17 protein-coding genes are annotated in these 21,806 nt (G+C 57.9%); 3 read left to right on the top strand and 14 right to left on the bottom strand.

Annotated elements, in window-relative coordinates; all coding sequences use genetic code 11:
• A complete protein-coding gene (locus tag BUE09_RS17895) occupies positions 1-441 on the top strand; it encodes an excinuclease (RefSeq protein ID WP_073303081.1) in 441 nt (146 codons plus the stop codon).
• Positions 442-596: 155 nt separating this feature from the next.
• Positions 597-890 (top strand): hypothetical protein, encoded by a 294-nt coding sequence (locus tag BUE09_RS17890; RefSeq protein ID WP_073303079.1) that lies wholly within the window; start codon positions 597-599, stop codon positions 888-890.
• Positions 891-937: 47 nt separating this feature from the next.
• On the opposite strand, the gene hemE is transcribed toward BUE09_RS17890, so the two are convergent.
• The 11 genes from hemE to BUE09_RS17835 form a co-directional block, all read right to left on the bottom strand.
• Positions 938-2,002, bottom strand: coding sequence for a uroporphyrinogen decarboxylase (hemE, locus tag BUE09_RS17885; protein WP_073303077.1), 1,065 nt, complete (start codon positions 2,000-2,002; stop codon positions 938-940).
• A gap of 163 nt (positions 2,003-2,165) precedes the next feature.
• Positions 2,166-3,584, bottom strand: coding sequence for an FAD-dependent oxidoreductase (locus tag BUE09_RS17880; protein WP_073303161.1), 1,419 nt, complete (start codon positions 3,582-3,584; stop codon positions 2,166-2,168).
• A 110-nt stretch (positions 3,585-3,694) separates the two neighbouring features.
• Positions 3,695-8,143 (bottom strand): glutamate synthase large subunit, encoded by a 4,449-nt coding sequence (gltB, locus tag BUE09_RS17875; RefSeq protein WP_073303075.1) that lies wholly within the window; start codon positions 8,141-8,143, stop codon positions 3,695-3,697.
• Between the two features lie 173 nt (positions 8,144-8,316).
• A complete protein-coding gene (locus BUE09_RS17870; protein ID WP_073303073.1) occupies positions 8,317-9,804 on the bottom strand; it encodes an SPOR domain-containing protein in 1,488 nt (495 codons plus the stop codon).
• Between the two features lie 20 nt (positions 9,805-9,824).
• Complete coding sequence (gene aroB, locus BUE09_RS17865; protein WP_073303071.1) at positions 9,825-10,916, bottom strand: 3-dehydroquinate synthase; 1,092 nt, start codon at positions 10,914-10,916, stop codon at positions 9,825-9,827.
• 23 nt (positions 10,917-10,939) lie between these two features.
• Positions 10,940-11,485, bottom strand: coding sequence for a shikimate kinase AroK (gene aroK / locus BUE09_RS17860; RefSeq protein ID WP_073303069.1), 546 nt, complete (start codon positions 11,483-11,485; stop codon positions 10,940-10,942).
• A gap of 7 nt (positions 11,486-11,492) precedes the next feature.
• A complete protein-coding gene (locus BUE09_RS17855; protein ID WP_073303067.1) occupies positions 11,493-13,598 on the bottom strand; it encodes a type IV pilus secretin PilQ in 2,106 nt (701 codons plus the stop codon).
• A 51-nt stretch (positions 13,599-13,649) separates the two neighbouring features.
• A complete protein-coding gene (gene pilP / locus BUE09_RS17850) occupies positions 13,650-14,177 on the bottom strand; it encodes a type 4a pilus biogenesis lipoprotein PilP (protein WP_073303065.1) in 528 nt (175 codons plus the stop codon).
• A complete protein-coding gene (gene pilO / locus BUE09_RS17845; protein ID WP_073303063.1) occupies positions 14,174-14,797 on the bottom strand; it encodes a type 4a pilus biogenesis protein PilO in 624 nt (207 codons plus the stop codon). Before pilO ends, pilP begins: the two co-directional genes overlap by 4 nt.
• Complete coding sequence (gene pilN / locus BUE09_RS17840) at positions 14,794-15,366, bottom strand: type 4a pilus biogenesis protein PilN (protein WP_073303061.1); 573 nt, start codon at positions 15,364-15,366, stop codon at positions 14,794-14,796. The genes pilO and pilN overlap by 4 nt, the downstream gene beginning before the upstream one ends.
• Entirely contained in the window at positions 15,366-16,430 is a 1,065-nt protein-coding gene (locus tag BUE09_RS17835) for a pilus assembly protein PilM (RefSeq protein ID WP_073303059.1), read from the bottom strand. The genes pilN and BUE09_RS17835 overlap by 1 nt, the downstream gene beginning before the upstream one ends.
• 184 nt (positions 16,431-16,614) lie before the next feature.
• Between BUE09_RS17835 and BUE09_RS17830 the strand changes: the two genes are divergently transcribed.
• On the top strand, positions 16,615-19,065 hold the full coding sequence (locus tag BUE09_RS17830) for a penicillin-binding protein 1A (protein WP_073303057.1): 2,451 nt from the start codon (positions 16,615-16,617) through the stop codon (positions 19,063-19,065).
• Positions 19,066-19,192: 127 nt separating this feature from the next.
• Here BUE09_RS17830 and BUE09_RS17825 read toward each other — a convergent pair whose 3' ends face one another.
• From BUE09_RS17825 to rpmE, 3 genes are all read right to left on the bottom strand, one after another.
• Positions 19,193-20,461 (bottom strand): malic enzyme-like NAD(P)-binding protein, encoded by a 1,269-nt coding sequence (locus BUE09_RS17825; protein WP_073303055.1) that lies wholly within the window; start codon positions 20,459-20,461, stop codon positions 19,193-19,195.
• Between the two features lie 159 nt (positions 20,462-20,620).
• Positions 20,621-21,412, bottom strand: a complete 792-nt coding sequence (locus BUE09_RS17820; RefSeq protein ID WP_073303053.1) for a thermonuclease family protein — start codon at positions 21,410-21,412, stop codon at positions 20,621-20,623.
• A gap of 26 nt (positions 21,413-21,438) precedes the next feature.
• On the bottom strand, positions 21,439-21,651 hold the full coding sequence (gene rpmE, locus BUE09_RS17815; RefSeq protein ID WP_019341291.1) for a 50S ribosomal protein L31: 213 nt from the start codon (positions 21,649-21,651) through the stop codon (positions 21,439-21,441).
• Positions 21,652-21,806: the final 155 nt, after the last annotated feature.

The following is a 21,806-nucleotide window of genomic DNA, read 5'->3' as shown; positions in this document are numbered from 1 at the left end:
ATGAAGAAAAACACATGGATCGGCGCAGCACTGGTGCTCTGCGCATTACCCGGAGTCAGCCAGGCCCGCGACACCACTCACTACCTGCCATTCAATCAGGTCGTGGCCGAGGCAACGGCCTCAGGCAAACTCGACGGCAGCGTCAAGTTCTACCTCGCGGGCACGACCCCCAAAGGCGCGCAGATCATTCGCAGCGGCGTAACCACCAGCAAGAAAACCAACGCCTTCAACAAGACCGACGAGGGCGCCTGCAGCTGGGCGTTGCAATCGGCGCTGATCGGCCTGCAGCAGGCCGCCAAGGCGGCCGGCGCCAACGCCGTGGTGGACATCGCCAGCAACTACAAGCACGTCGAATACAAAGACAGCCAGAAGTATGAGTGCCATGCCGGCGCGATCATGGCCGGGGTTGCGCTCAAGGGCAACCTGGCGAAGGTCAAGTAAATACGCGAGCGCCCGCATTCGTTAGGTTGGTTGTGGGCGCATCGTTTCGGCGCCGTGGCGCGCCCAATTGTCGCCTCGGCACCGAGCACTGCCGAACGAATAACTGGACCGGCGAGTCAACAGAAGCAGACCCTTCCACTTCAAGGAGCTGCCCCATGTTCGGCAAGTCAATGCACAAGTTCGAAGTCAACTACCTCTTCCAGAACGAACCCCGTAACCATCTCATCGATTCGCAAGAAGAGCGTATGTCGAAAGCCAGTGCCGCTCGGCATCTGATCGAGCTGCACAATGGCGATGCCGAAAACAGCCTGGTGATGCCAGAGGCAGGGGCTGACGAGGGCAAGATCCTGGAGCAGGCCGAGGTCATCGGTATCACCGATATCCGTGTAACCAAGCTGGTCCACGAACATAAACCGGGCACCACACCTGGGCATTATCAGCAGCCATAAACCAAAAGAGCCGCGTTAAGCGGCTCTTTCATTCCCGGCGGCTGATCTCAGCCGTGATACTTCGCCGAGAGTTCGTGCACCGACTCGATGAAGGCGCCAGCGTGAGCCGGATCGACTTCTGGCGTGACGCCGTGACCCAGGTTGAAGACGTGACCTTCGCCCTGACCGAAACTCGCGAGAATACGACCAACCTCGGCTCTGATCGCCTCAGGTTTGGCGAACAATACGCTTGGGTCCATGTTGCCCTGCAACGCTACCTTGTCACCGACCCGCGACCTTGCCACGCCAATGTCGCAGGTCCAGTCCAGCCCCAGCGCTTCGGCACCAGTCGCTGCCATCGACTCCAGCCACAGCCCGCCACCCTTGGTGAACAGGATCACCGGCACGCGACGCCCGTCATGCTCGCGAATCAGCCCATCGACGATCTTCTGCATGTAGGCCAGGGAGAACTCCTGATAGGCCGCGGCGGAAAGGCTGCCGCCCCAGGAATCGAAAATCTGTACGGCTTGCGCACCTGCCAGAATTTGCCCGTTGAGGTAGCTGGTCACCGACTGCGCCAGCTTGTCGAGCAGCGCATGCATGGCCTGCGGGTTTTCATAGAGCATCGCCTTGGATTTGCGGAAGTCCTTCGAAGAGCCGCCTTCGACCATATAGGTCGCCAAGGTCCAAGGGCTGCCAGAAAAGCCGATCAGCGGAACGCGGCCATTGAGCTCGCGGCGAATGGTGCGCACGGCATTCATCACGTAGCCAAGGTCTTTCTCGGGATCCGGGATCGGCAGCGCCTCGATATCGGCCATGTTGCTGACGACTTTCTTGAAACGCGGCCCTTCGCCAGTCTCGAAGTAGAGGCCAAGACCCATGGCGTCAGGCACGGTGAGAATGTCCGAGAACAGGATCGCGGCATCCAGCGGATAACGCTCCAGTGGCTGCAGCGTAACCTCGCAGGCCAGTTCAGGGTTCATGCACAGGCTCATGAAATCGCCCGCCTTGCTGCGGCTAGCCCGGTATTCCGGCAGGTAGCGGCCGGCCTGACGCATCATCCACACAGGGGTGACGTCGACAGGTTGCTTGAGCAGGGCGCGGAGAAAGCGATCGTTCTTCAAGGCAGTCATGTCTGGGTTCCAGCAAAAGAGTGGCGGCATTGTCGCAAAGCGGAAAACAAAAGGCACGGCGAGTGCCGTGCCTTTTATCTCTGGGCTTGATTCTGGTCAGACTTTCGCCGCGCCAGCGGCGAGCCCAATCGGTGAGTTGGGGAAACCTCACCTATCCCCGAAATCAGATCTCCAGGTAGTCCAGGATGCCTTCGGCGGCCTGACGACCTTCGAAGATCGCCGTCACGACCAGATCCGAACCACGCACCATGTCGCCACCTGCGAAAATCTTCGGGTTGCTGGTCTGGTGCTTGAACTGACCCATTTCCGGCGCCACGACGCGGCCCTGGTTGTCGGTCTGGATAGTCTGCCCTTCAAACCAGTCGGCTGGGCTCGGACGGAAACCGAACGCGATAATCACGGCATCGGCTGGCAGTACTTCTTCGGAACCGGGAATCGGCTCGGGGCTGCGACGGCCGCGGGCATCCGGTGCGCCAAGACGCGTCTCGACTACCTTGACGCCTTCGACTTTGCCTTCGCCGACGATCGCAATGGGCTGGCGGTTGAAGAGGAATTTGACGCCCTCTTCCTTGGCGTTCTTCACTTCCTTGCGCGAACCGGGCATGTTTGCCGCGTCACGCCGATAGGCGCAGCTCACGCTCTTGGCGCCCTGACGGATGGAGGTGCGATTGCAGTCCATCGCGGTGTCACCACCACCAAGCACCACGACCTTCTTGCCCTTCAAGTCGACGAAATCTTCGGCCGACTTCTCGAAACCGAGATTGCGGTTGACGTTGGCAATCAGGAAATCCAGTGCGTCGTGCACGCCCGGCAGATCTTCACCAGGAAAACCGCCTTTCATGTAAGTGTAGGTGCCCATGCCCATAAATACCGCGTCGTAATCGGCGAGCAGCTGGTCGATGGTCACGTCCTTGCCCACTTCGGTATTCAGGCGGAACTCGATGCCCATACCGGTGAAGACTTCGCGACGACGGCTGAGTACGCTTTTCTCCAGCTTGAACTCAGGAATACCGAAGGTCAGCAGTCCACCGATCTCGGGGTTCTTGTCGAAGACCACCGGCGCCACGCCGCTGCGCACCAACACGTCGGCGCAGCCGAGACCCGCTGGGCCGGCACCAATGATGGCGACCTTCTTGCCAGTCGGCTTGACCTTGGACATGTCAGGGCGCCAACCCATGGCGAAGGCGGTGTCCGCAATGTACTTCTCCACCGAACCGATGGTAACTGCGCCGAAGCCATCATTCAGGGTGCAGGCACCCTCGCACAGACGATCCTGTGGGCAAACACGTCCACAGACCTCTGGCAGGGTGTTGGTTTGGTGCGCCAGCTCGGCGGCAGCGAGAATATTGCCCTCGGACACCAGCTTGAGCCAGTTGGGAATGTAGTTATGAACCGGACACTTCCACTCGCAGTAAGGGTTGCCACAGCCCAGACAGCGGTGGGCCTGCTCACATGCCTGCTGTGGCTTGAAGGGTTCATAGATTTCGACGAACTCTTTCTTACGCTGGCGCAGCAGCTTTTTCTTCGGATCCTTGCGCCCGACTTCGATGAACTGGAAGTCGTTATTCAGACGTTCAGTCATTTCAAAACCTCTTAGCGGCAGCTGCACGCCCACGGCTGCAAGCTGCATGACAATCACGGAGCGGGGCGAGACTCGGCATCATGGCCGAAACTCACCGCTGAACCTGCTTTTTATTGGGGGTTGGCCCGAGTGGTCGACAGCAACGTTGCCAGGTTGGCCGCCTTTGGCTTGACCAGCCAGAAGCGACGCAGGTAGTCATCGAGGTTCTCAAAGAGGTTCTCGCCCCATGCGCTGCCGGTTTCGGCGACGTACTCACGCAACACGTCCTGTAGATGGCTACGGTGTGCTTCCATCGCCTCACCCGTGATGCGCTGCAGATTGACCAGCTCGTTATTCACCCGATCGATGAAGCTGTTGTCCATGTCGAGCACATAGGCGAAACCGCCGGTCATGCCGGAACCGAAGTTGTAGCCTGTCTTGCCAAGGACGCAGACAAAACCGCCCGTCATGTATTCGCAGCAATGATCGCCCGTGCCTTCCACGACCGCATGCGCGCCGGAGTTACGCACAGCGAATCGCTCACCCGCGGTACCACTGGCGAACAACTTTCCGCCGGTCGCGCCATACAAGCAGGTGTTGCCGACGATAGCCGAGTCCTGCGATTCGAAAACACTGCCTTTGGGTTGGGTGACAACCAGCTTGCCGCCAGTCATGCCTTTACCGACGTAGTCGTTGGCATCCCCTTCGAGATACAGATGGAGCCCACCGGCATTCCAGACGCCGAAGCTCTGCCCAGCGGTCCCCTTGAAGCGGAAGGTAACGGGGGCGTCCTTCATGCCCTGGTTGCCGTGCACTTGAGCGATTTCGCCGGATACGCGCGCCCCGATGGAGCGGTCGCAGTTGCAGATGTCCAGCTCGAATTCGCCGCCGCTCTTTGAGTCGATAGCCGAGCGTGCCAGCTTGACCATTTCTTCGGCCAGCAGGCCCTGATCGAAAGGCGGGTTCTTCTCGACTTCACAGAACTGCGGCTTGTCTGCCGGAATATGATCGCTGCCGAGTAGCGGCGACAGGTCGAGATGGTTCTGCTTGGCAGTCTCCCCCGGCAGCAACTCGAGCAGATCGGTACGACCGATCAGCTCTTGCAGGCTGCGTACACCCAGGCGAGCCAGCCACTCACGCGTTTCTTCGGCAATGAAGGTAAAGAAGTTCACCACCATGTCGACGGTGCCAATGAAATGGTCTTTACGCAGTTGATCGTTCTGCGTGGCGATACCAGTGGCGCAGTTGTTCAGGTGGCAGATGCGCAGGTATTTGCAGCCCAGCGCAATCATCGGTGCAGTGCCAAAGCCGAAGCTTTCGGCACCAAGGATGGCCGCCTTCACGACATCTAGGCCGGTTTTCAAGCCGCCATCGGTCTGCACACGGACTTTGCCCCGGAGATCGTTGCCACGCAGCGTCTGATGAGTTTCGGCCAGGCCAAGCTCCCATGGCGAGCCAGCGTAGCGAATCGAGCTAAGTGGCGACGCGCCGGTGCCGCCATCGTAGCCGGAAATGGTGATCAGATCCGCATAGGCCTTTGCTACGCCAGCCGCAATGGTGCCAACACCAGGCTCAGCCACCAGCTTGACCGACACCAGCGCCTTGGGATTGACCTGCTTGAGGTCAAAGATCAGCTGGGCCAGATCTTCGATTGAGTAGATGTCATGGTGCGGTGGCGGTGAAATCAGGGTGACGCCCGGCACTGCATAGCGCAGTTTGGCGATCAATCCATTGACCTTGCCGCCAGGCAACTGACCACCTTCGCCAGGCTTGGCGCCTTGGGCGACCTTGATCTGTAGCACTTCAGCGTTGACCAGGTACTCAGGCGTGACGCCGAAACGTCCGGTGGCCACCTGCTTGATCTTCGAGCTGCGCTCGGTGCGGTAGCGCGCCGGATCTTCACCGCCTTCACCGGAGTTGGAGCGCGCGCCGATACGGTTCATCGCCGCGGCGATAGCCTCATGTGCTTCCGGCGACAGCGCGCCGAGCGAAATGCCGGCCGAGTCAAAGCGCTTGAGAATCTTGTCCAGCGGCTCGACTTCTTCGAGCTCCAGTGGTTGTTCCGCCACCTTGAGTTTCAGCAGATCCCGTAGCATCGCCGCCGGGCGCTGGTCGACCAGTGCGGTGTATTCCTTGAAGCGCTGATAGTCGCCCTGCTGTACAGCAACCTGCAGCGCCGCCACCACATCGGGGTTATAGGCGTGGTATTCCCCACCGTAAACGAACTTCAACAGCCCACCCTGCTGGATCGGCTTGCGCGCGGTCCAGGCCTCTGCAGCAAGGGCCTTCTGTTCGGCTTCCAGATCAACGAACCGAGCGCCCTTGATGCGGCTGGCGACCCCGCGGAAACTGAAGTCGACAACCTCGTCAGCCAGACCCACGGCTTCGAACAGCTGCGCACCGCGGTACGACGTGATCGTCGAGATGCCCATCTTCGAGATGATTTTGAGCAAGCCTTTAGAGATGCCCTTCCGGTAGTGCTTGAACACTTCGTACAGGTCACCCAGCACCTCACCGGTACGAATCAGGTCACCGAGCACTTCGAAGGCGAGGAATGGGTATACCGCGGTAGCCCCGAAACCGATCAACACGGCGAAGTGGTGCGGATCGCGGGCGGTAGCGGTTTCTACGAGAATATTGCAATCGCAGCGCAGCCCAGTTTCGATCAGGCGGTGATGCACCGCACCTACGGCCAGGGAAGCGTGCACCGGCAGCTTGCCCGGCTGGATGTTGCGGTCGCTGAGGATCAGCATGACCTTGCCGCCGCGGACGGCTTCCTCTGCCTGGTCGGCAATGTTGCGTACCGCCGCTTCGAGGCCGATGGATTCGTCGTAGTTGAGGTCGATCAGCTGGCGATCGAAGCCTGGCCGATCGAGCTCCATAATGGTGCGCCACTTGGCCGGGGAGATAACCGGTGTGGTCAGAATCGCCCGGTTGGCATGATCGGCGGTTTCCTCGAAGACATTGCGCTCGGCACCCAGGCAGGTTTCCAGCGACATCACGATCGACTCACGCAGCGGATCGATCGGCGGGTTGGTTACCTGCGCGAATTGCTGGCGGAAATAGTCGAATGGAGAACGCACCCGCCGCGACAGCACGGCCATTGGCGTATCGTCGCCCATGGAGCCCACGGCCTCCTGCCCTTGCTCCGCGAGCGGCCGCAGGACCTGGTCACGCTCCTCGAAAGTGACCTGGAACATCTTCATGTATTGCTTGAGCTGGTCGGCATCGTAGAACGCCGAGCCATGGTCGTTATCGTTCAGGGTCGACTGGATGCGCAGCGCGTTCTGGCGCAACCATTTCTTGTAGGGGTGCTGGGACTTCAGACGGTTGTCGATGTCATCGGTATGCAGCACCTGTCCTGTCTCGGTATCCACGGCCAGGATCTGCCCCGGCCCCACGCGGCCCTTGGCGATGACGTCCTCGGGCTTGTAATCCCACACGCCAACTTCAGATGCCAGGGTGATGTAACCATTCGTGGTGGTCACCCAGCGCGCCGGACGCAGGCCGTTGCGGTCAAGCAGGCAGATCGCGTGGCGACCGTCGGTAAGCACCACTCCGGCAGGACCGTCCCACGGCTCCATATGCATGGAGTTGAACTCGTAGAAGGCCCGCAGATCGGGATCCATGGTCTCGACGTTCTGCCAGGCCGGCGGCATGATCATGCGCAAGCCACGGAACAAATCCATGCCGCCGGTGACGAGCAGCTCCAGCATATTGTCCATGCTTGAGGAGTCAGAACCCGTGCGGTTGACCAGCGGATCCAGACTTTCCAGATCGGGTAGCCGTTCGTTGGCAAACTTCAGGCGGCGCGCCTGTGCCCAGTTACGGTTGCCGGTGATGGTATTGATCTCGCCATTGTGGGCGAGAAAACGGAACGGCTGAGCAAGCGGCCATTGCGGCATGGTGTTGGTGGAGAAGCGCTGGTGAAATACGCAAATGGCAGTGGCCAGACGCTCGTCGCCGAGGTCGGGATAGAACTGCGCCAAATCCGCCGGCATCATCAGGCCTTTATAGATGATGTCCTTGTCGGAGAAACTGCAGACATAGAATTCTTTGTCCGAAGCCAGCGCGACTTCGGCGCGGCGGCGGGCGAAGAACAGCTTGATACCGAAATCCCGTTCGGAGAGGCATTCCGCCGAGACGAACACCTGTTCGATGCGCGGCAGGCGCTCCAAGGCGAGACGTCCCAGCACAGTGGTATCGACCGGAACCTCGCGCCAGCCGACCAGAGTTAGCCCCTGGGCCGCAATCTGCTCATTGAGGCTAGCGCGCGCCGCCTCAGCTTTGGACTCGTCCTGGCTGAGAAAGATCATGCCAACGGCATATAGCGCCGGTAGATCAGCGTTGAAGTGCTGTTTGGCCATGGCGCGCAGAAACCCATCGGGCTTCTGCATCAACAGCCCGCAACCATCGCCGGTTTTACCGTCGGCGTTGATCCCGCCTCGGTGAGTCATGCAGGTGAGGGATTGAATAGCGGTCTGAAGCAGGTGATGGCTTGCCTCGCCCTGCATGTGGGCGATCAGACCGAAGCCGCAGTTATCCTTGAACTCTTCAGGACGAAACAGACCTGCTCTCATAGGCACTCCACCAGCTAAATACGTTGTAAATCAACCCCTTATTGACGGCGCACGGAACCGCCCCGTCATACACGTGGGCAAAAGGGGGAGCAGTTTACAAAGCCAGGTAGAACGACACAATTTATTTTTGCAAGCCCCAAAACGGTGCGTATCGCACCTTTTTAGGGCAATTTTTAGCGCGCCTGAACAATTTCCTGCTGGACGCTAGCAAATGTACGCGGCCAAGGCTTGCCTGCCCGCAGCGACGCCGGCAGCTTCTGGATGGCTTCCAGTGCCGCATTACGGGTGGAAAAGCTGCCGTATGTCACGACATATAAGGGCTTGCCCTCATGTTGCTTGACGAAATAACGGAAATCTCCACCTTGCGCTTTCACCAGTGCCTCTGCGTTCGCCTGGGTCCGCGTACCCAGCACCTGCACCAGATAGTGGGTTTTCGGCTGGCCGGCGTACCAACTCGCTGGGGACGCAGGCGAATCTGCGACTCCTTGTCGCACCGGCTCACGCGGCACCTCGGCTACGCGATTGGGCTGAGCGGCCGGCGGTTGCACTACAACCGGGGCGGCGACCCCTTCAGGCGCTTGAATACTTTCGTCAGGCAATTCCTCAACAGACGCTTGCGCCTCGATAGCCTGCGTCGACGAACCATCCGATTCGGCACTTCCAGCAGCAGCAAGCGGCTCGCGGATAACCGGCTGAGCAGGCTGGACCGAGACGACCTCAGGCGCAGAATCGCCTTCGGCGGCCAGCGCCTCGGCCACGGGCTGCTCGCCCAGCGGCAAAGCGGTGGTGACAGGCGTCGTTGAGGAGTCGTCCGAGTCGCGCATAAGCAAGGTGATCAGGACAATGAACACGACGACAACCAGAGCCAACAAATGCTTCATCGGCAGTGGCAAATTCCATCCAGCCGATTTCCGACGCCCCTTGGACTGTTGCATCGTTTCAAGAAGCTCGTCTCTGGCCACCTGGTTTATGGCACCCGGCCAGCCGCCGGAATCGTCATGGATTCGCGCGACCTGCTCATCTTTTAAACAGTCAAGTCCAGACCCGGCACCTTCAAGACGCTGTGCCAGATACTCCCGGGTTTCATCTTGCTCGTAAGGTTGAAGCGCAATCACATGGAAGCGTTCTTCACCGTCTACCAACGCCTCCAGACGCGCGACCAGCGCATGCTCGCCGAAGAGAAAGACGTGCGGCCGCCCTTCAGGACTGCCCTGAGCCAATCGCAGCAACGTTTCGACGGCCGCCCCTGTAAGTCGCTCGGCATCGTCAACCAGCAGATACACTTCCTGACCGGTCAACGCTAGTTGAATGATCTGCGCCATGATCGACTCGAAGTCGGCGCGCTGGCAGCCGATCGATTGTGCGATCTGTTGCAAAAGAATATTCGAATCGAGCGTTTCTGATGGCGAGATGACCACGCTCTGAACAGCCTGCTTGTTGCTGCTGGCAACTAGTGCCTGACGCACCAGCGTTTTGCCGCTGCCTTCCGGCCCCGTCACCACCAGCAGTAACTGGCTGTAACGAGCAAGGTGATGCAACTGCCCAAGCACTGGCTTGCGCTGAGCCGGAAAGAACTTGAAGCCGGGTACGCGTGCAGCAAAGGGATCATGACTGAACCCATAATGGTTCAGGTACGAATCGTCGGCAGACAAACTGGACATGGAAATCTCTTAGGTTCTGACTATTGCGTAAGCGCGTCGTAATTGACGTTCAATGTGGCCTCAAGCACTTCCTGAGGGAAGTCACTGGTCACCACGGCCTCACCCAGGCGTTGGAGCAGCACCAATCGCAACTGGCCGTTCAGTACTTTTTTGTCGACTGCCATGTGTTTGAGAAAATCCTCGGCACGCATGTCGGCCGGCGGCACAACCGGTAGACCGGCACGCGACAGCAAGCGTACCGCGCGGCCTCGATCCGCGGTGCTGATCCAGCCGAGCTGGCTCGACATCTCTAGCGCCATGACAGTGCCCGCCGACACCGCCTCACCATGCAGCCACACCCCATAGCCCTGATGGGTCTCGATCGCGTGGCCGAACGTGTGACCGAGATTCAGCGTCGCGCGAATACCTGACTCGCGCTCATCCGCCCCTACCACCTTAGCCTTAGCCTCACAGGAGCGGTGTATCGCTTCGGTAAGCGCGGCCTGATCCAACGCACGAAGCCTGTCGATGTTGTCTTCGAGCCAGCCGAGGAACGGCTCGTCACAGATCAGGCCGTATTTGATGACTTCCGCCAGGCCTGCGGACAACTCGCGCGCCGGGAGCGTCGCCAACGTCGCTGTGTCGATCAGCACCGCCTGCGGCTGGTAGAACGCACCGATCATGTTCTTGCCGAGCGGGTGGTTGATACCCGTCTTGCCGCCAACGGAGGAATCGACCTGGGACAAGAGCGTTGTCGGAACCTGAATGAAATCGACGCCGCGCTGATAGCTCGCAGCTGCGAAACCAGCCATATCACCAATCACACCGCCACCCAGCGCAATGATAGTGGTATTGCGGTCATGCCTAGCCGCGAGCAACGCATCGAATATCAACTGCAGGGTCTGCCAGTTCTTGTGTGCTTCTCCATCGGGAAGCACGATCGGAGTTATCCTAAATTCGCTGAGGCTTTGCAACAGGCGCTCAAGGTAGAGTGGCGCGACGGTGTCATTGGTGACAATCGCAACCTGCTTACCGCGAACATGGCAGGCCAACAGCTCACCGCGATCGATGAGCTGCTCGCCAATGAGGATCGGATAGCTACGCTCACCGAGATCGACCTGTAGAGTCTGCATAGGGCCCCCACGATTAAAGGGAGCTAGGATAACGCAGATCGACCCAAGCTTTCACGGGGCCCAGAAGACTGAAGCTGACCGAGAATTTCCTGCACCACGAGGCGCGGCGGGCGCTCGTCCGTCTGGATGATGATGTGAGCAATTTCGCGATACAACGGATCGCGCACGGCCATCAAACCGGTCAGCACCTCACGGGGATTAGGCGCTTGCAGCAACGGCCGATTGCGATCACGAGAGGTACGGTCAAGCTGCTGATCGACCGAAGTGCACAGATAAATCACCTGCCCCCCTGTGCGCAACACCTCGCGATTGTCCTCCCTGAGCACCGCGCCACCGCCCGTTGCCAGCACGACGCCGCGCATTTGGCATAAATCCCGAATAGCGACGTGCTCCCTCTCGCGAAAACCCTGCTCGCCTTCGACATCGAATATCAGCGGAATGCTGGCACCGGTGCGCTGCTCGATCTCCTTATCAGAATCTCGAAAGGGGAGACGAAGCTCCTTGGCAAGCAGGCGTCCGATGGTGCTTTTACCAGCGCCCATCGGACCCACGAGAATGATGTTCGGCATCAACTATTTAACGGCTGGCTTGAATCGCCTGATTATTCATGATCCGCGGAGTTATGAATACCAGTAGCTCGGACTTTCTGTCCTGTACGAGATCACGACGAAACACCCGACCTACGAAAGGCAGATCCCCAAGAAACGGAACCTTATCAACCGACTTACTCTGAGTATTAGAGAATACACCGCCGATGACGATCGTCTCTCCGTCAGTAACCAATACCTTAGCATTGACCTCATTCTTGCGGATGGATGGAATACCGCCGGTGCTAGCGGCTTGAGAGAAATCCGGCTCGTCCTTGGTGACCTTGACTTCCATAATTATGCGGTTGTCAGGGGTAATCTGCGGCGTGACCTCCAAGGACAGCGCTGCTTCTTTGAATGAGGTGCTGGTGGCACCGCTGGAACTTGCTTCCTGATACGGAACCTCAGAACCCTTTAAGATTTTGGCAGTTTCCTTATCCGCGGTGACTACCTTCGGCTGGGAAACCACTTCACCGTTGCCGGTCTTTTCCATGGCAGAGAGCTGCAGGTCGAGGATGGCATTGTTCGTGACAAAGCCTAAACCAATCCCGGAGGTAGCACCGATTGCGCCCATATCAACGAACGGAGAGTTGAGCGGCGTTTCGCGTATGCCGGGGAAACGACCAACCTGCCCTTCGTCTCCATCTTCAACGCCTAAGTTGCCGCCTTTACCCCATGCGTTCCATTTGTCACCCGCCCAAAGATTCCCACCCCAACGAACACCGAGACTCTTGTCATAATCGACATTCGCTTCGACGATCCGAGCTTCGATCATCACTTGGCGGACCGGAATATCAAGCTGAGCAACAATACGGCGCAGTTCGTCAAGACGCTCCTGAGTTTGGTAGGCGATGATGTTGTTGGTACGGTCATCAACAGCAATCGAGCCACGATCCTCGCTCTCGCCACCTTTATCGGTGACAGACTGGAATAAACGCGCGATATCCGCTGCCTTAGCGTAGTTAACCTGTACAACCTCGCGACGAAGAGGCGCTAGCTCTGCGATCTGGCGCTGGGATTCCAGCTCCTGACGCTCGCGCGCCGCAATCTCGTCTGCTGGAGCCACCAGCAGGACATTCCCTACCTGGCGCTTGTCGAGGCCCTTGGTCTTCAGCACTAGATCCAGCGCCTGGTCCCAAGGCACGTTCTGCAAACGCAACGTGATGTTGCCCTGAACGGTGTCGCTGGCCACCAAGTTGAGGTCGGTAAAATCGGCAATAAGTTGCAGAACCGAGCGAACATCAATGTCTTGAAAGTTAAGCGACAGCTTTTCGCCGGAATAGGTGAAATGCTCAGCCTTGCGCTGCTCGGCATCCGCCTCGCTAAGTGGCTTGACGCTAATGGTCAGCTTGTCGTCGGTCTGGTACGCCAAGTAGTCGTATCGACCGCTCGGCTCGATCGCAATACTGGCACCATCGGCCTTGCTGCTCGAATCGACGAATTTGACTGGTGTGGCAAAATCCTGGACGTCCAGACGAACACGCAGAGATTCAGGCAATTGAGTTTTGGCAAAAGAGATACGGATTTTACCGCCTTGCTCTTCGATACTCGGGCTGATCGAAGGATCAGACAAGGTGATCACTACGTTGCCAGCCCCGTCTTCCCCGCGGCGAAAATCGATATTGCTGATCGACTTGTTAGCGGCCTTGGATATCTCTGGTGCGGCCGGTTTCTTCGAAGCCACGGGAGAGACTGATACAACACCTGAACCCGCAGCGCTCTCGCCGAGCACAACGAATAGGTTGTTACCGTCAACACGTGTCGAGTAAGGAACCAAGGACGTGAGGTTCACGATAAGCCGCGTGCGCCCTTGAGCCTCGACCACCGTAACACTTCGCGCATTACCGACACCGAGCTCATGGTTTTTCGATCCTAGCTTGCTGGACACGCCAGGCAGATCTAGAGCAATACGAGCTGGTTGATCAAGCGTGTAGCCACGCGGGGTCGGAACCGGCTCGTCGAAAGCCAGCTTCAGCTCAACGCGGTCGCCGGGCAACGATGCGACATCAAGCGAGTTCAGATTTGCCGCCAACAATGCTGGCGAGATGAATGCTGCCAGCAACGACAAACCGAGACGAGTGAGAGTGGTATTCATAAAAGGCTTCCGTTGTGCAGACCGGTATAGGTTTTCCATTTTTGCCATGACTCATGAACGCTCTTTCAAGGTCAGGCTACGCGGGCGCTCAAGCCACCCACCCTCTCCGTCCGGAACGATTTCGAGCACATCCACCTCGGCTTCGCTGATCTCAACGATACGGCCATGGTTGCGCCCCAGATAGTCACCGACCTTGACTCGGTGAACCCCATCACCACCTTTGATCAAGGCGTAGTTACCTTCACCGTTAGCCAGCGTCCCGACCATGACGAAGTTTTCAATGTTGAATTCCTCAAGGAACTGTCTGACGCGGGTTTCGTCGGGCCGTATGTCCTTGGTTCCTTTCTGCCGCTGAGTCAGATCGATCTTCATTGGCGGCTGGAAAGGATGGCGCAGCGACGCCGCGCTATAGGTAAAAGCCTCGTACGGCAGGAAGGCTGGAAGCGGCTCGATCGAACCTTTCGGCTTAGCTCGCACTTCATCCATGTAACTGCGCAGATCATCGAAATCTCCGCTAACACCGCACCCAGCCAACAGCACCATGCCCAGGCCCATTGCTATAACTCGGGCTCCTTTCATTTCTGCAGCCCCTTGTCGTTGTAGCGATAGGTCTTTGCCAGGATGCTCATGTGCAACTTGGAAGACGAATCCTTACTGTTCGGCTTGATCTCGAAATCGTGCAGGGTAACGATGCGTGGCAAGCTCGATACGCCACTGACGAAGGTCGCGAGGTCGTGATAACCGCCGACAACCTTGATCTGTATCGGCAACTCGATATAGAACTGCTGGGTCACTTCCGGCTGCAGCTTGATCTCTTCGAATTCGAGGCCACTGCCCAGGCCGGTACGGGTGATATCTTCAAGCAAACCCGGCACCTCGGTATCGCTGGGCAACTGCCGCAGCAAAGCACCGAAGGACGCCTCCATCTCGATCATCTGCGCCTTGTACGCGTCAAGATTCGCCGCCTGAAATGCCTTAGTCGAGAATTGCTGCTTGAGACTTTCTTCCTCTGCCACCTGTTGATCAAGGCTGGCCTGTAAGTCGCTGAGGTAAAAGTAGTACCCCCCTCCGAGCATCAAGGCCATCAGCAATATTGCAGCGATGACTTTGACCGCTGCGGGCCAGGACCCCAGGTTGTTCATGTCCAGATCAGACAGATCGACGCTACGGAGACTCTCCATCGAGCTAGCCAGACTCATGGCTTATCTCCTTCGACAGCGGCGGCCGGTTGTGTCTGTTGCACCGTTAGCTGAAACACGTTCTCCTGATCGACCGCCCCTGCGGTAACAGCCTTCACTTCGTTCAGGTTCGGTGCATCCAGCCAATCAGAACCATCCAAATTACGCATCAGGTTAGAGACCCGGTTGTTTGATTCAGCAGCGCCAACAATGGCGATGTTTTTCCCGGTCATCTTCAGCTCGGTGAAGTAAACACCGTCGGGAAGTGTGCGAACGAGCTGGTCGAATACTCGACCGATGATCGGCCGATTACCCTGCAGGTCCTGGATGATCTTCATCCGCTCAAGCAACTGTTGCCGGCGCTCTCGCAGCTCCTTGATTTCTGCGATTCGAGTATCCAGCGCGGCAATTTCCTTGCGGATGAAGTCATTCCGTGCGTTCTGTCGCTCGATGGCATGGGTGAAGTACTGGTCTGCAAGAAACAACAACCCCACGGCCACTACGGCAACTCCGGCGAGCGAGACCAGGAAGCGCTGTTTACGCTCTTCGCGTAGCTGTTCGCGCCAAGGTAGAAGGTTAATCCGGGCCATCAGTCGAAACTCCTCAAGGCCAACCCACAGGCGATCATCAGGGACGGCGCATCACTGGCGAGGGCGCCAGCGTTGACCTTGCTGCTCAAGGCCATATCGGCGAACGGGTTGGCGACTAGAGTTTGAGTTCCGATCTTCTGCTGGATCAGCCGATCCAAGCCCGGGATCGATGCCGTACCACCAGCCAGCAGAATGTAATCCACATCGTGGAACTGTCCGGCAGCAAAGAAGAACTGCAAAGAGCGCGACACCTGCTGTACGACCGCTTCTTTGAATGGCTGCAACACTTCGCTATCGAAGTCATCTGGCAGACCTCCCTGCTTCTTGGCCAGACCAGCCTCTTCCATTGACAGGCCATAACGTCGCTGAATCTCTTCTGTGAGCTGACGACCACCGAACAGTTGCTCACGCGTATAGATAGTACGGCCGTTGTGCAACACGCTGAGCGTGGTCATGGTCGCACCGATGTCAACGAGCGCGACGGTCAGCTCATCATGTCCAGCGCCCAACTGGGGTGCCAGCAAGCCATAAGAGCGCTCCAGCGCATAGGCTTCGACATCGACAACTTTCGCCGTCAGCCCTGCCAGGGCGAGCGCCGCTTCACGTATTTCCACGTTTTCCTTGCGACACGCCGCGAGCAACACCTCAACCCGGCCGGGTGAACGAGGCGCAGGGCCTTGCACCTCAAAGTCGATCGCGACCTCTTCGAGAGGGTAAGGAATGTACTGGTCCGCTTCAATTTTCAGCTGATTTTCCAGCTCGTCATCGCTGAGCCCCGCTTCCATCTCGATGCTCTTGGTGATGACAGCCGAACCGGATACCGCTACCGCAGCAGACTTGACGCCTGTTTTTGCCTTTGCCAGCAATCGGGAAAGCGCCTGCCCAACGCCCTCCAATTCAGCGATATTCTTTTCAACCACAGCGTTTGGCGGAAGTGGCTCGACCGCATAAGACTCAACCCGGTACCGGGAACCTGAGCGGCTTAATTCCAACAGCTTGACTGACGTCGAACTGATGTCGATCCCGAGCAGCGTATTCGCTTTCTTAGTGAAGAGCCCTAGCACGGCCGATTTCCTATCTTTATCCGCTACTTACGGATTAATTATGTTTGTCAGCATTAGATAACAGCCTTGACAGAAGCGCAAATGGCTCCCCTACAGAAAAACCGCTTATAATGTGAACGGTTTTTCCTTTCAGCACCGTCTGCGGCATACACCTCATTCCCCATCCTGGATTCAACGAACCCCGATGCGTTTTCTGAAGTTTTTCCTATGGTCGTGCTTGGCTGTTTTCTGTGGACTTTTGCTCAGTCTCAGCGGCGCATTTCTCTACCTCAGCCCCAACCTGCCGTCAGTCGACTCGCTACGCAGCATACAGCTCCAGATACCGCTGCGTGTTTATAGCCGCGACGACAAGCTGATCGCCGAATATGGCGAAATGCGTCGCTCCCCTATCAGCTTCGATCAGATTCCTAAGGATTTCATCGCCGCGTTGCTGTCTGCAGAAGACGATAACTTCGCGAATCATTATGGCGTCGATGTTTCCAGCTTGATGCGCGCTGCCACGCAATTATTGAAGACCGGCCATATTCAGACCGGTGGCAGCACCATCACCATGCAGGTTGCGAAGAATTACTTCCTGAGCAGCGAGCGCAGCTTTTCACGCAAGATCAACGAGATTCTCCTCGCTCTTCAGATTGAGCGAGAGCTCAGCAAGGATGAAATTCTCGAGCTATACGTCAACAAGATCTATCTGGGTAACCGCTCCTACGGGATAGAAGCGGCAGCGCAGGTTTACTATGGCAAACCCATCAACGAACTAAGCCTGGCGCAACTGGCCATGATCGCGGGTCTGCCCAAGGCGCCTTCAGCGTTTAATCCGCTCGCCAATAAGGAGCGCGCCAAGGAACGACGGGATTGGATCCTCGGCCGGATGTACCGACTCGGGAAGATAGACGAGACCCGTTATCAGCAAGCATTGGCTGAAGTTGTCGATGCGTCCTATCACGGCTCCTCGCCCGAGCTTAACGCACCCTATATCGCCGAAATGGCCCGTGCCGAAATGGTCGGCCGCTTCGGCAGCACTGCCTACACCGATGGTTTCCGCGTCTATACCACCACGAGCAGCGAGCGTCAGATCGCTGCCAACCAGGCCCTTGTTCAAGGACTGATTGAATATGACCAGCGCCACGGCTACCGGGGTCCGGAAGCCCATCTAACCGGCACGGATCCAGCAGACTGGCTACAACAGCTCGGCGACTATCATAGCCAGTCCGGGCTGCAGCCAGCGGTCGTCAGTCGCGTGTCAAAGGACTCCGCCCAAGCCCTACTACGGGATGGCAGTCAACACAGCATCAGCTGGGAAAGCATGAAGTGGGCCCGCCTATACATCAATACCAACAGTCTTGGACCCAAACCCAAGGCACCTTCCGACGTGGTCAAACTGGGAGATGTCATTCGGATTCGCTTTTCCGAAGATGAAGCGCTGTTCAGCCAGATACCCCAGGCGCAGGGCGCATTGGTATCGCTCGATCCGCTTGACGGATCCATTGAAGCACTGACCGGAGGTTTTTCCTTTGGCCAAAGCAATTACAACCGCGCCATCCAGGCCAAACGCCAACCCGGCTCAAGCTTCAAACCCTTTGTCTATAGCGCTGCGCTGGATGCAGGGTTTACTCCTGCCACGCTTGTCAACGACTCGCCCATCGTTTTTGTCGAGGAAGGTCTGGATCGCGTTTGGCGACCCAAGAACGATAACAACACCTTCCTCGGCCCAATCCGCCTGCGTGAAGCGCTTTACAAATCCCGGAACCTGGTGTCGATTCGCCTGCTGCAAACCCTGGGTATTCCGCAAACTATTAATTACATCGAGCGCTTTGGTTTCAAGCCCGAAGACCTGCCAGCGAACCTGTCGCTTGCGCTTGGTACGGCAACGCTGACTCCGATGGAAATCGCTACCGGCTGGACGGCATTCGCCAATGGCGGCTACAAGATAGAGCCCTATCTGATAGAACGAATTGAAGATCGAGACGGTAAGGTCATATTCAGCGCCGACCCGGTGCGCGTGCCGAAGCGCGACATTGCGCACCCGTCTCCTGCCGAAAATAACGAGGCGACAGCAATCTCTTACGCGCAGAACAGCTCTTTCATTGACGAGAATAGCTCTGAGCCAATCCAACCGCCCAAGCATGCCGAGCAGATCATTGATGAGCGGACTGCTTACATCATGACCAGCATGCTGCAGGATGTGATCAAGCGAGGCACGGGCAGACGAGCCCTGGCAATGGGCCGCGCCGATATCGCGGGAAAAACCGGAACCACCAACGAGTCGAAAGACAGCTGGTTCTCCGGCTATAACGCCGATATCGTCACCACCGTCTGGGCCGGATTCGATCAACCGCAGAGCCTAGGCCGCCGCGAGTACGGTGGCACTGTGGCCCTCCCCATCTGGATGAAATACATGAGCACGGTGCTGGACGGCGAACCAGAACATGCCCCGGCCGAACCCGAAGGTATTCTGACTTTACGCATCGATCCAGACAGTGGTCGCGCAGCGGCCCCTGGAACGCCAGATGCTTATTTCGAAATATTCCGCATCGAAGATTCACCACCAGACATGGACGACGAACTGATTCCAGGCACGACCATTCCCGGCAGTCCGCTACCGGCCAGCGAAACAGCACCCTTGGATCTGTTCTGAAGGTCGGTTGTTAATTGGAAAGAGGCAGCCAAGCTCCGCCAGGTTTTGCATTGCTCAATAAAAAACCGACCAGTGGCCGGTTTTTTTGACTGCGTTCCCCGCCAAGACGGGGCCACGCATATCCTAATCAGGCACCAAATACGTCGCTGACCGAGGTTAGCGGGTAGTGCGACGGATATGGCAGGGTCGCCACACCGCTTTCAATGGCAGCCTTGGCAACCGCGTCGGAAACCAGCGTAATCAGGCGCGGGTCCATGGGCTTCGGAATGATGTACTCACGACCGAACTCCAGGCTGTCAACGCCATAGGCAGCCGCCACTTCGGCCGGCACCGGTAGCTTGGCAAGCTCACGCAACGCAAGTGCGGCCGCTATCTTCATTTCCTCATTGATGCGCTTGGCCCGAACGTCTAGCGCGCCGCGGAAGATGAATGGGAAGCCCAGCACGTTGTTGACCTGATTCGGGTAGTCCGAACGACCAGTCGCCATGATCACATCGGAGCGGGTCGCGTGCGCGAGCTCGGGGCTGATCTCTGGGTCAGGGTTGGAGCAGGCAAATACTACCGGGTTGGCCGCCATACGCTTGAGGCCTTCGGCACTCAGCAAATTGGCACCCGACAGACCTACGAAGACGTCGGCGCCATCTAGCGCATCTTCCAGGGTGCGCTTGTCCGTCTCATGTGCAAAAACCGCCTTGTACTGATTCAGATCGTCACGACCCGCATGGATAACGCCCTTGCGATCGATCATGAAGATGTTCTCGATTTTCGCACCCATGCTAACCAGCAACTTCATGCAAGACGTTGCTGCGGCACCGGCACCGAGGCAGACGATCTTGGCCTGCTCCAACGTCTTGCCGGCGATTTCCAATGCATTGAGCATACCGGCTGCAGTGACGATGGCCGTGCCATGCTGGTCATCGTGAAACACCGGGATGTCGCATTGCTCGATCAAGGTCCGCTCGATTTCGAAGCACTCAGGGGCTTTGATATCTTCCAGATTGATCCCACCAAAGGTGATGGAGATACGCTTGACGGTATCAATAAAGGCCTGAGGACTCTCCGCATCGACTTCGATATCGAATACATCGATCCCGGCGAATCGCTTGAACAGCACGCCCTTGCCTTCCATGACCGGCTTGGATGCAAGTGGCCCAAGGTTTCCAAGACCAAGAATGGCGGTACCGTCGGAAATCACTGCGACCAGATTGCCTTTGCCGGTGTATCGATAGGCCAGTTCAGGATCTCGGGCGATCTCCCGGACCGGCTCCGCCACGCCAGGACTGTAGGCCAGCGAGAGATCGCGAGCAGTGGACGTGGGCTTGGTCAGCTCGACGCTCAGTTTTCCCGGACGAGGCTGGGAATGGTAGTCGAGAGCGGCAGTTTTCAGGTCAGTCATGGGGCATTTCCGCTTATTTTTACTGGGGACAGACAGGTGGTCGAGCATACGCCAAGACCGAGCGTCGTCACAAGGGAACGGAAAATCTGACTGTCAAGGCCTGGCCGTACGACTTTCAGCGCAGATAAGTTGATACGCTAGGCCGGCGCGGCTACGGCTTCAGAGCAGCGGTGCGAGCATCGATGGGTGACTTATTTTCAGCAACCAACGAGCCCGCCGCGACAAATCGCCCCGCCCCTTGCGGTCGATGATCCACCCGCGCACCTCGATATGCTTACCCGCCAGACCGACCAGCGCACCATCGAACGCTGCAACCGCCTCACGTGGGATTTGCACGGCAAGCGAGCCGCCCAGTTCCAACCAGACACCACCTCGGTTGGTGTCCACACGCTCGACACGCGCTCGGACAATCGCAAACCCACCGCGACGCACGCGCTCCGCAGCAATTATGGGAGGCCGCCGCCAAACACCTCTGCCAACCGAACGCGCCTGCCGTTCTGCAGCCCGCTGGCACTCCGCCAGGGAAAGGTTCGGCGCGATAGCGACAAAGAAGCCCAAGCCCTCGGCAAGCATTAGCGCTTCCAGGTTCTCGCCATGGTCGTCGAAGGCATGAGCAAGCACACGGCCGTAATGGTCTTTGGACTGCTGCCCTGGGCGTATAGCAACATAACCATCATTGACGCTCACCAATGACTGCAGCCGGTTCCTCGCAGCCTCGGCGAACGGCTCGGCGCTACGCCCATTGCGCCCCATCTCGGTCGCGTTCAGGCCAATGAGCCGCACGCTGCGCCCATCGACCAACCGCAACGTATCGCCGTCGATGACCGCAGCCACCTTGACGCGGGAAAGCGGTTCGCTCACCGAGCAAAGCGCTGCAGCCTGCAAACTGAAAAATACAGAAACGAAAAAGGCGCCCACCAGGGACGCCTTTTTCAGCTCGGAGAATCTCATCGGACTCCCGTAGCGGCGACAGCTTATTACTTGGCGCCAAACACACCGAAGCGCTGCTTGAAGCGGTCGATACGGCCGCCGGTATCCAGCACTTTCTGCTTGCCGGTGTAGAACGGGTGGCACTCAGAGCAAACGTCAATGCTCAGGTTCTTGGCCAGCGTGGAGCGAGTCTTGATGACGTTGCCGCAGCTGCAAGTGGCATCGATTTCTACGTAATTAGGATGGATATCGGCTTTCATGGAAAAATCCTCTAGGACTTGTGCCGCCACCCGACCCTATGTCGAGTACCGCACGGAAGGGCGCGAATGATACCAGAGCAAGGAGCTGATGCAAGGGCAGCTGATCGGACTAATACGCAGCTCTGGTCGCACGCAACCAGACAGCCCGAGACTAC

It is taken from the genome of Stutzerimonas xanthomarina DSM 18231, assembly GCF_900129835.1.
In the GTDB taxonomy this organism is placed as follows: Bacteria; Pseudomonadota; Gammaproteobacteria; order Pseudomonadales; family Pseudomonadaceae; genus Stutzerimonas; species Stutzerimonas xanthomarina.
The sequence above is the reverse complement of the archived record's forward strand: the minus strand, read 5'-3'. Positions and strand labels throughout refer to the sequence as shown.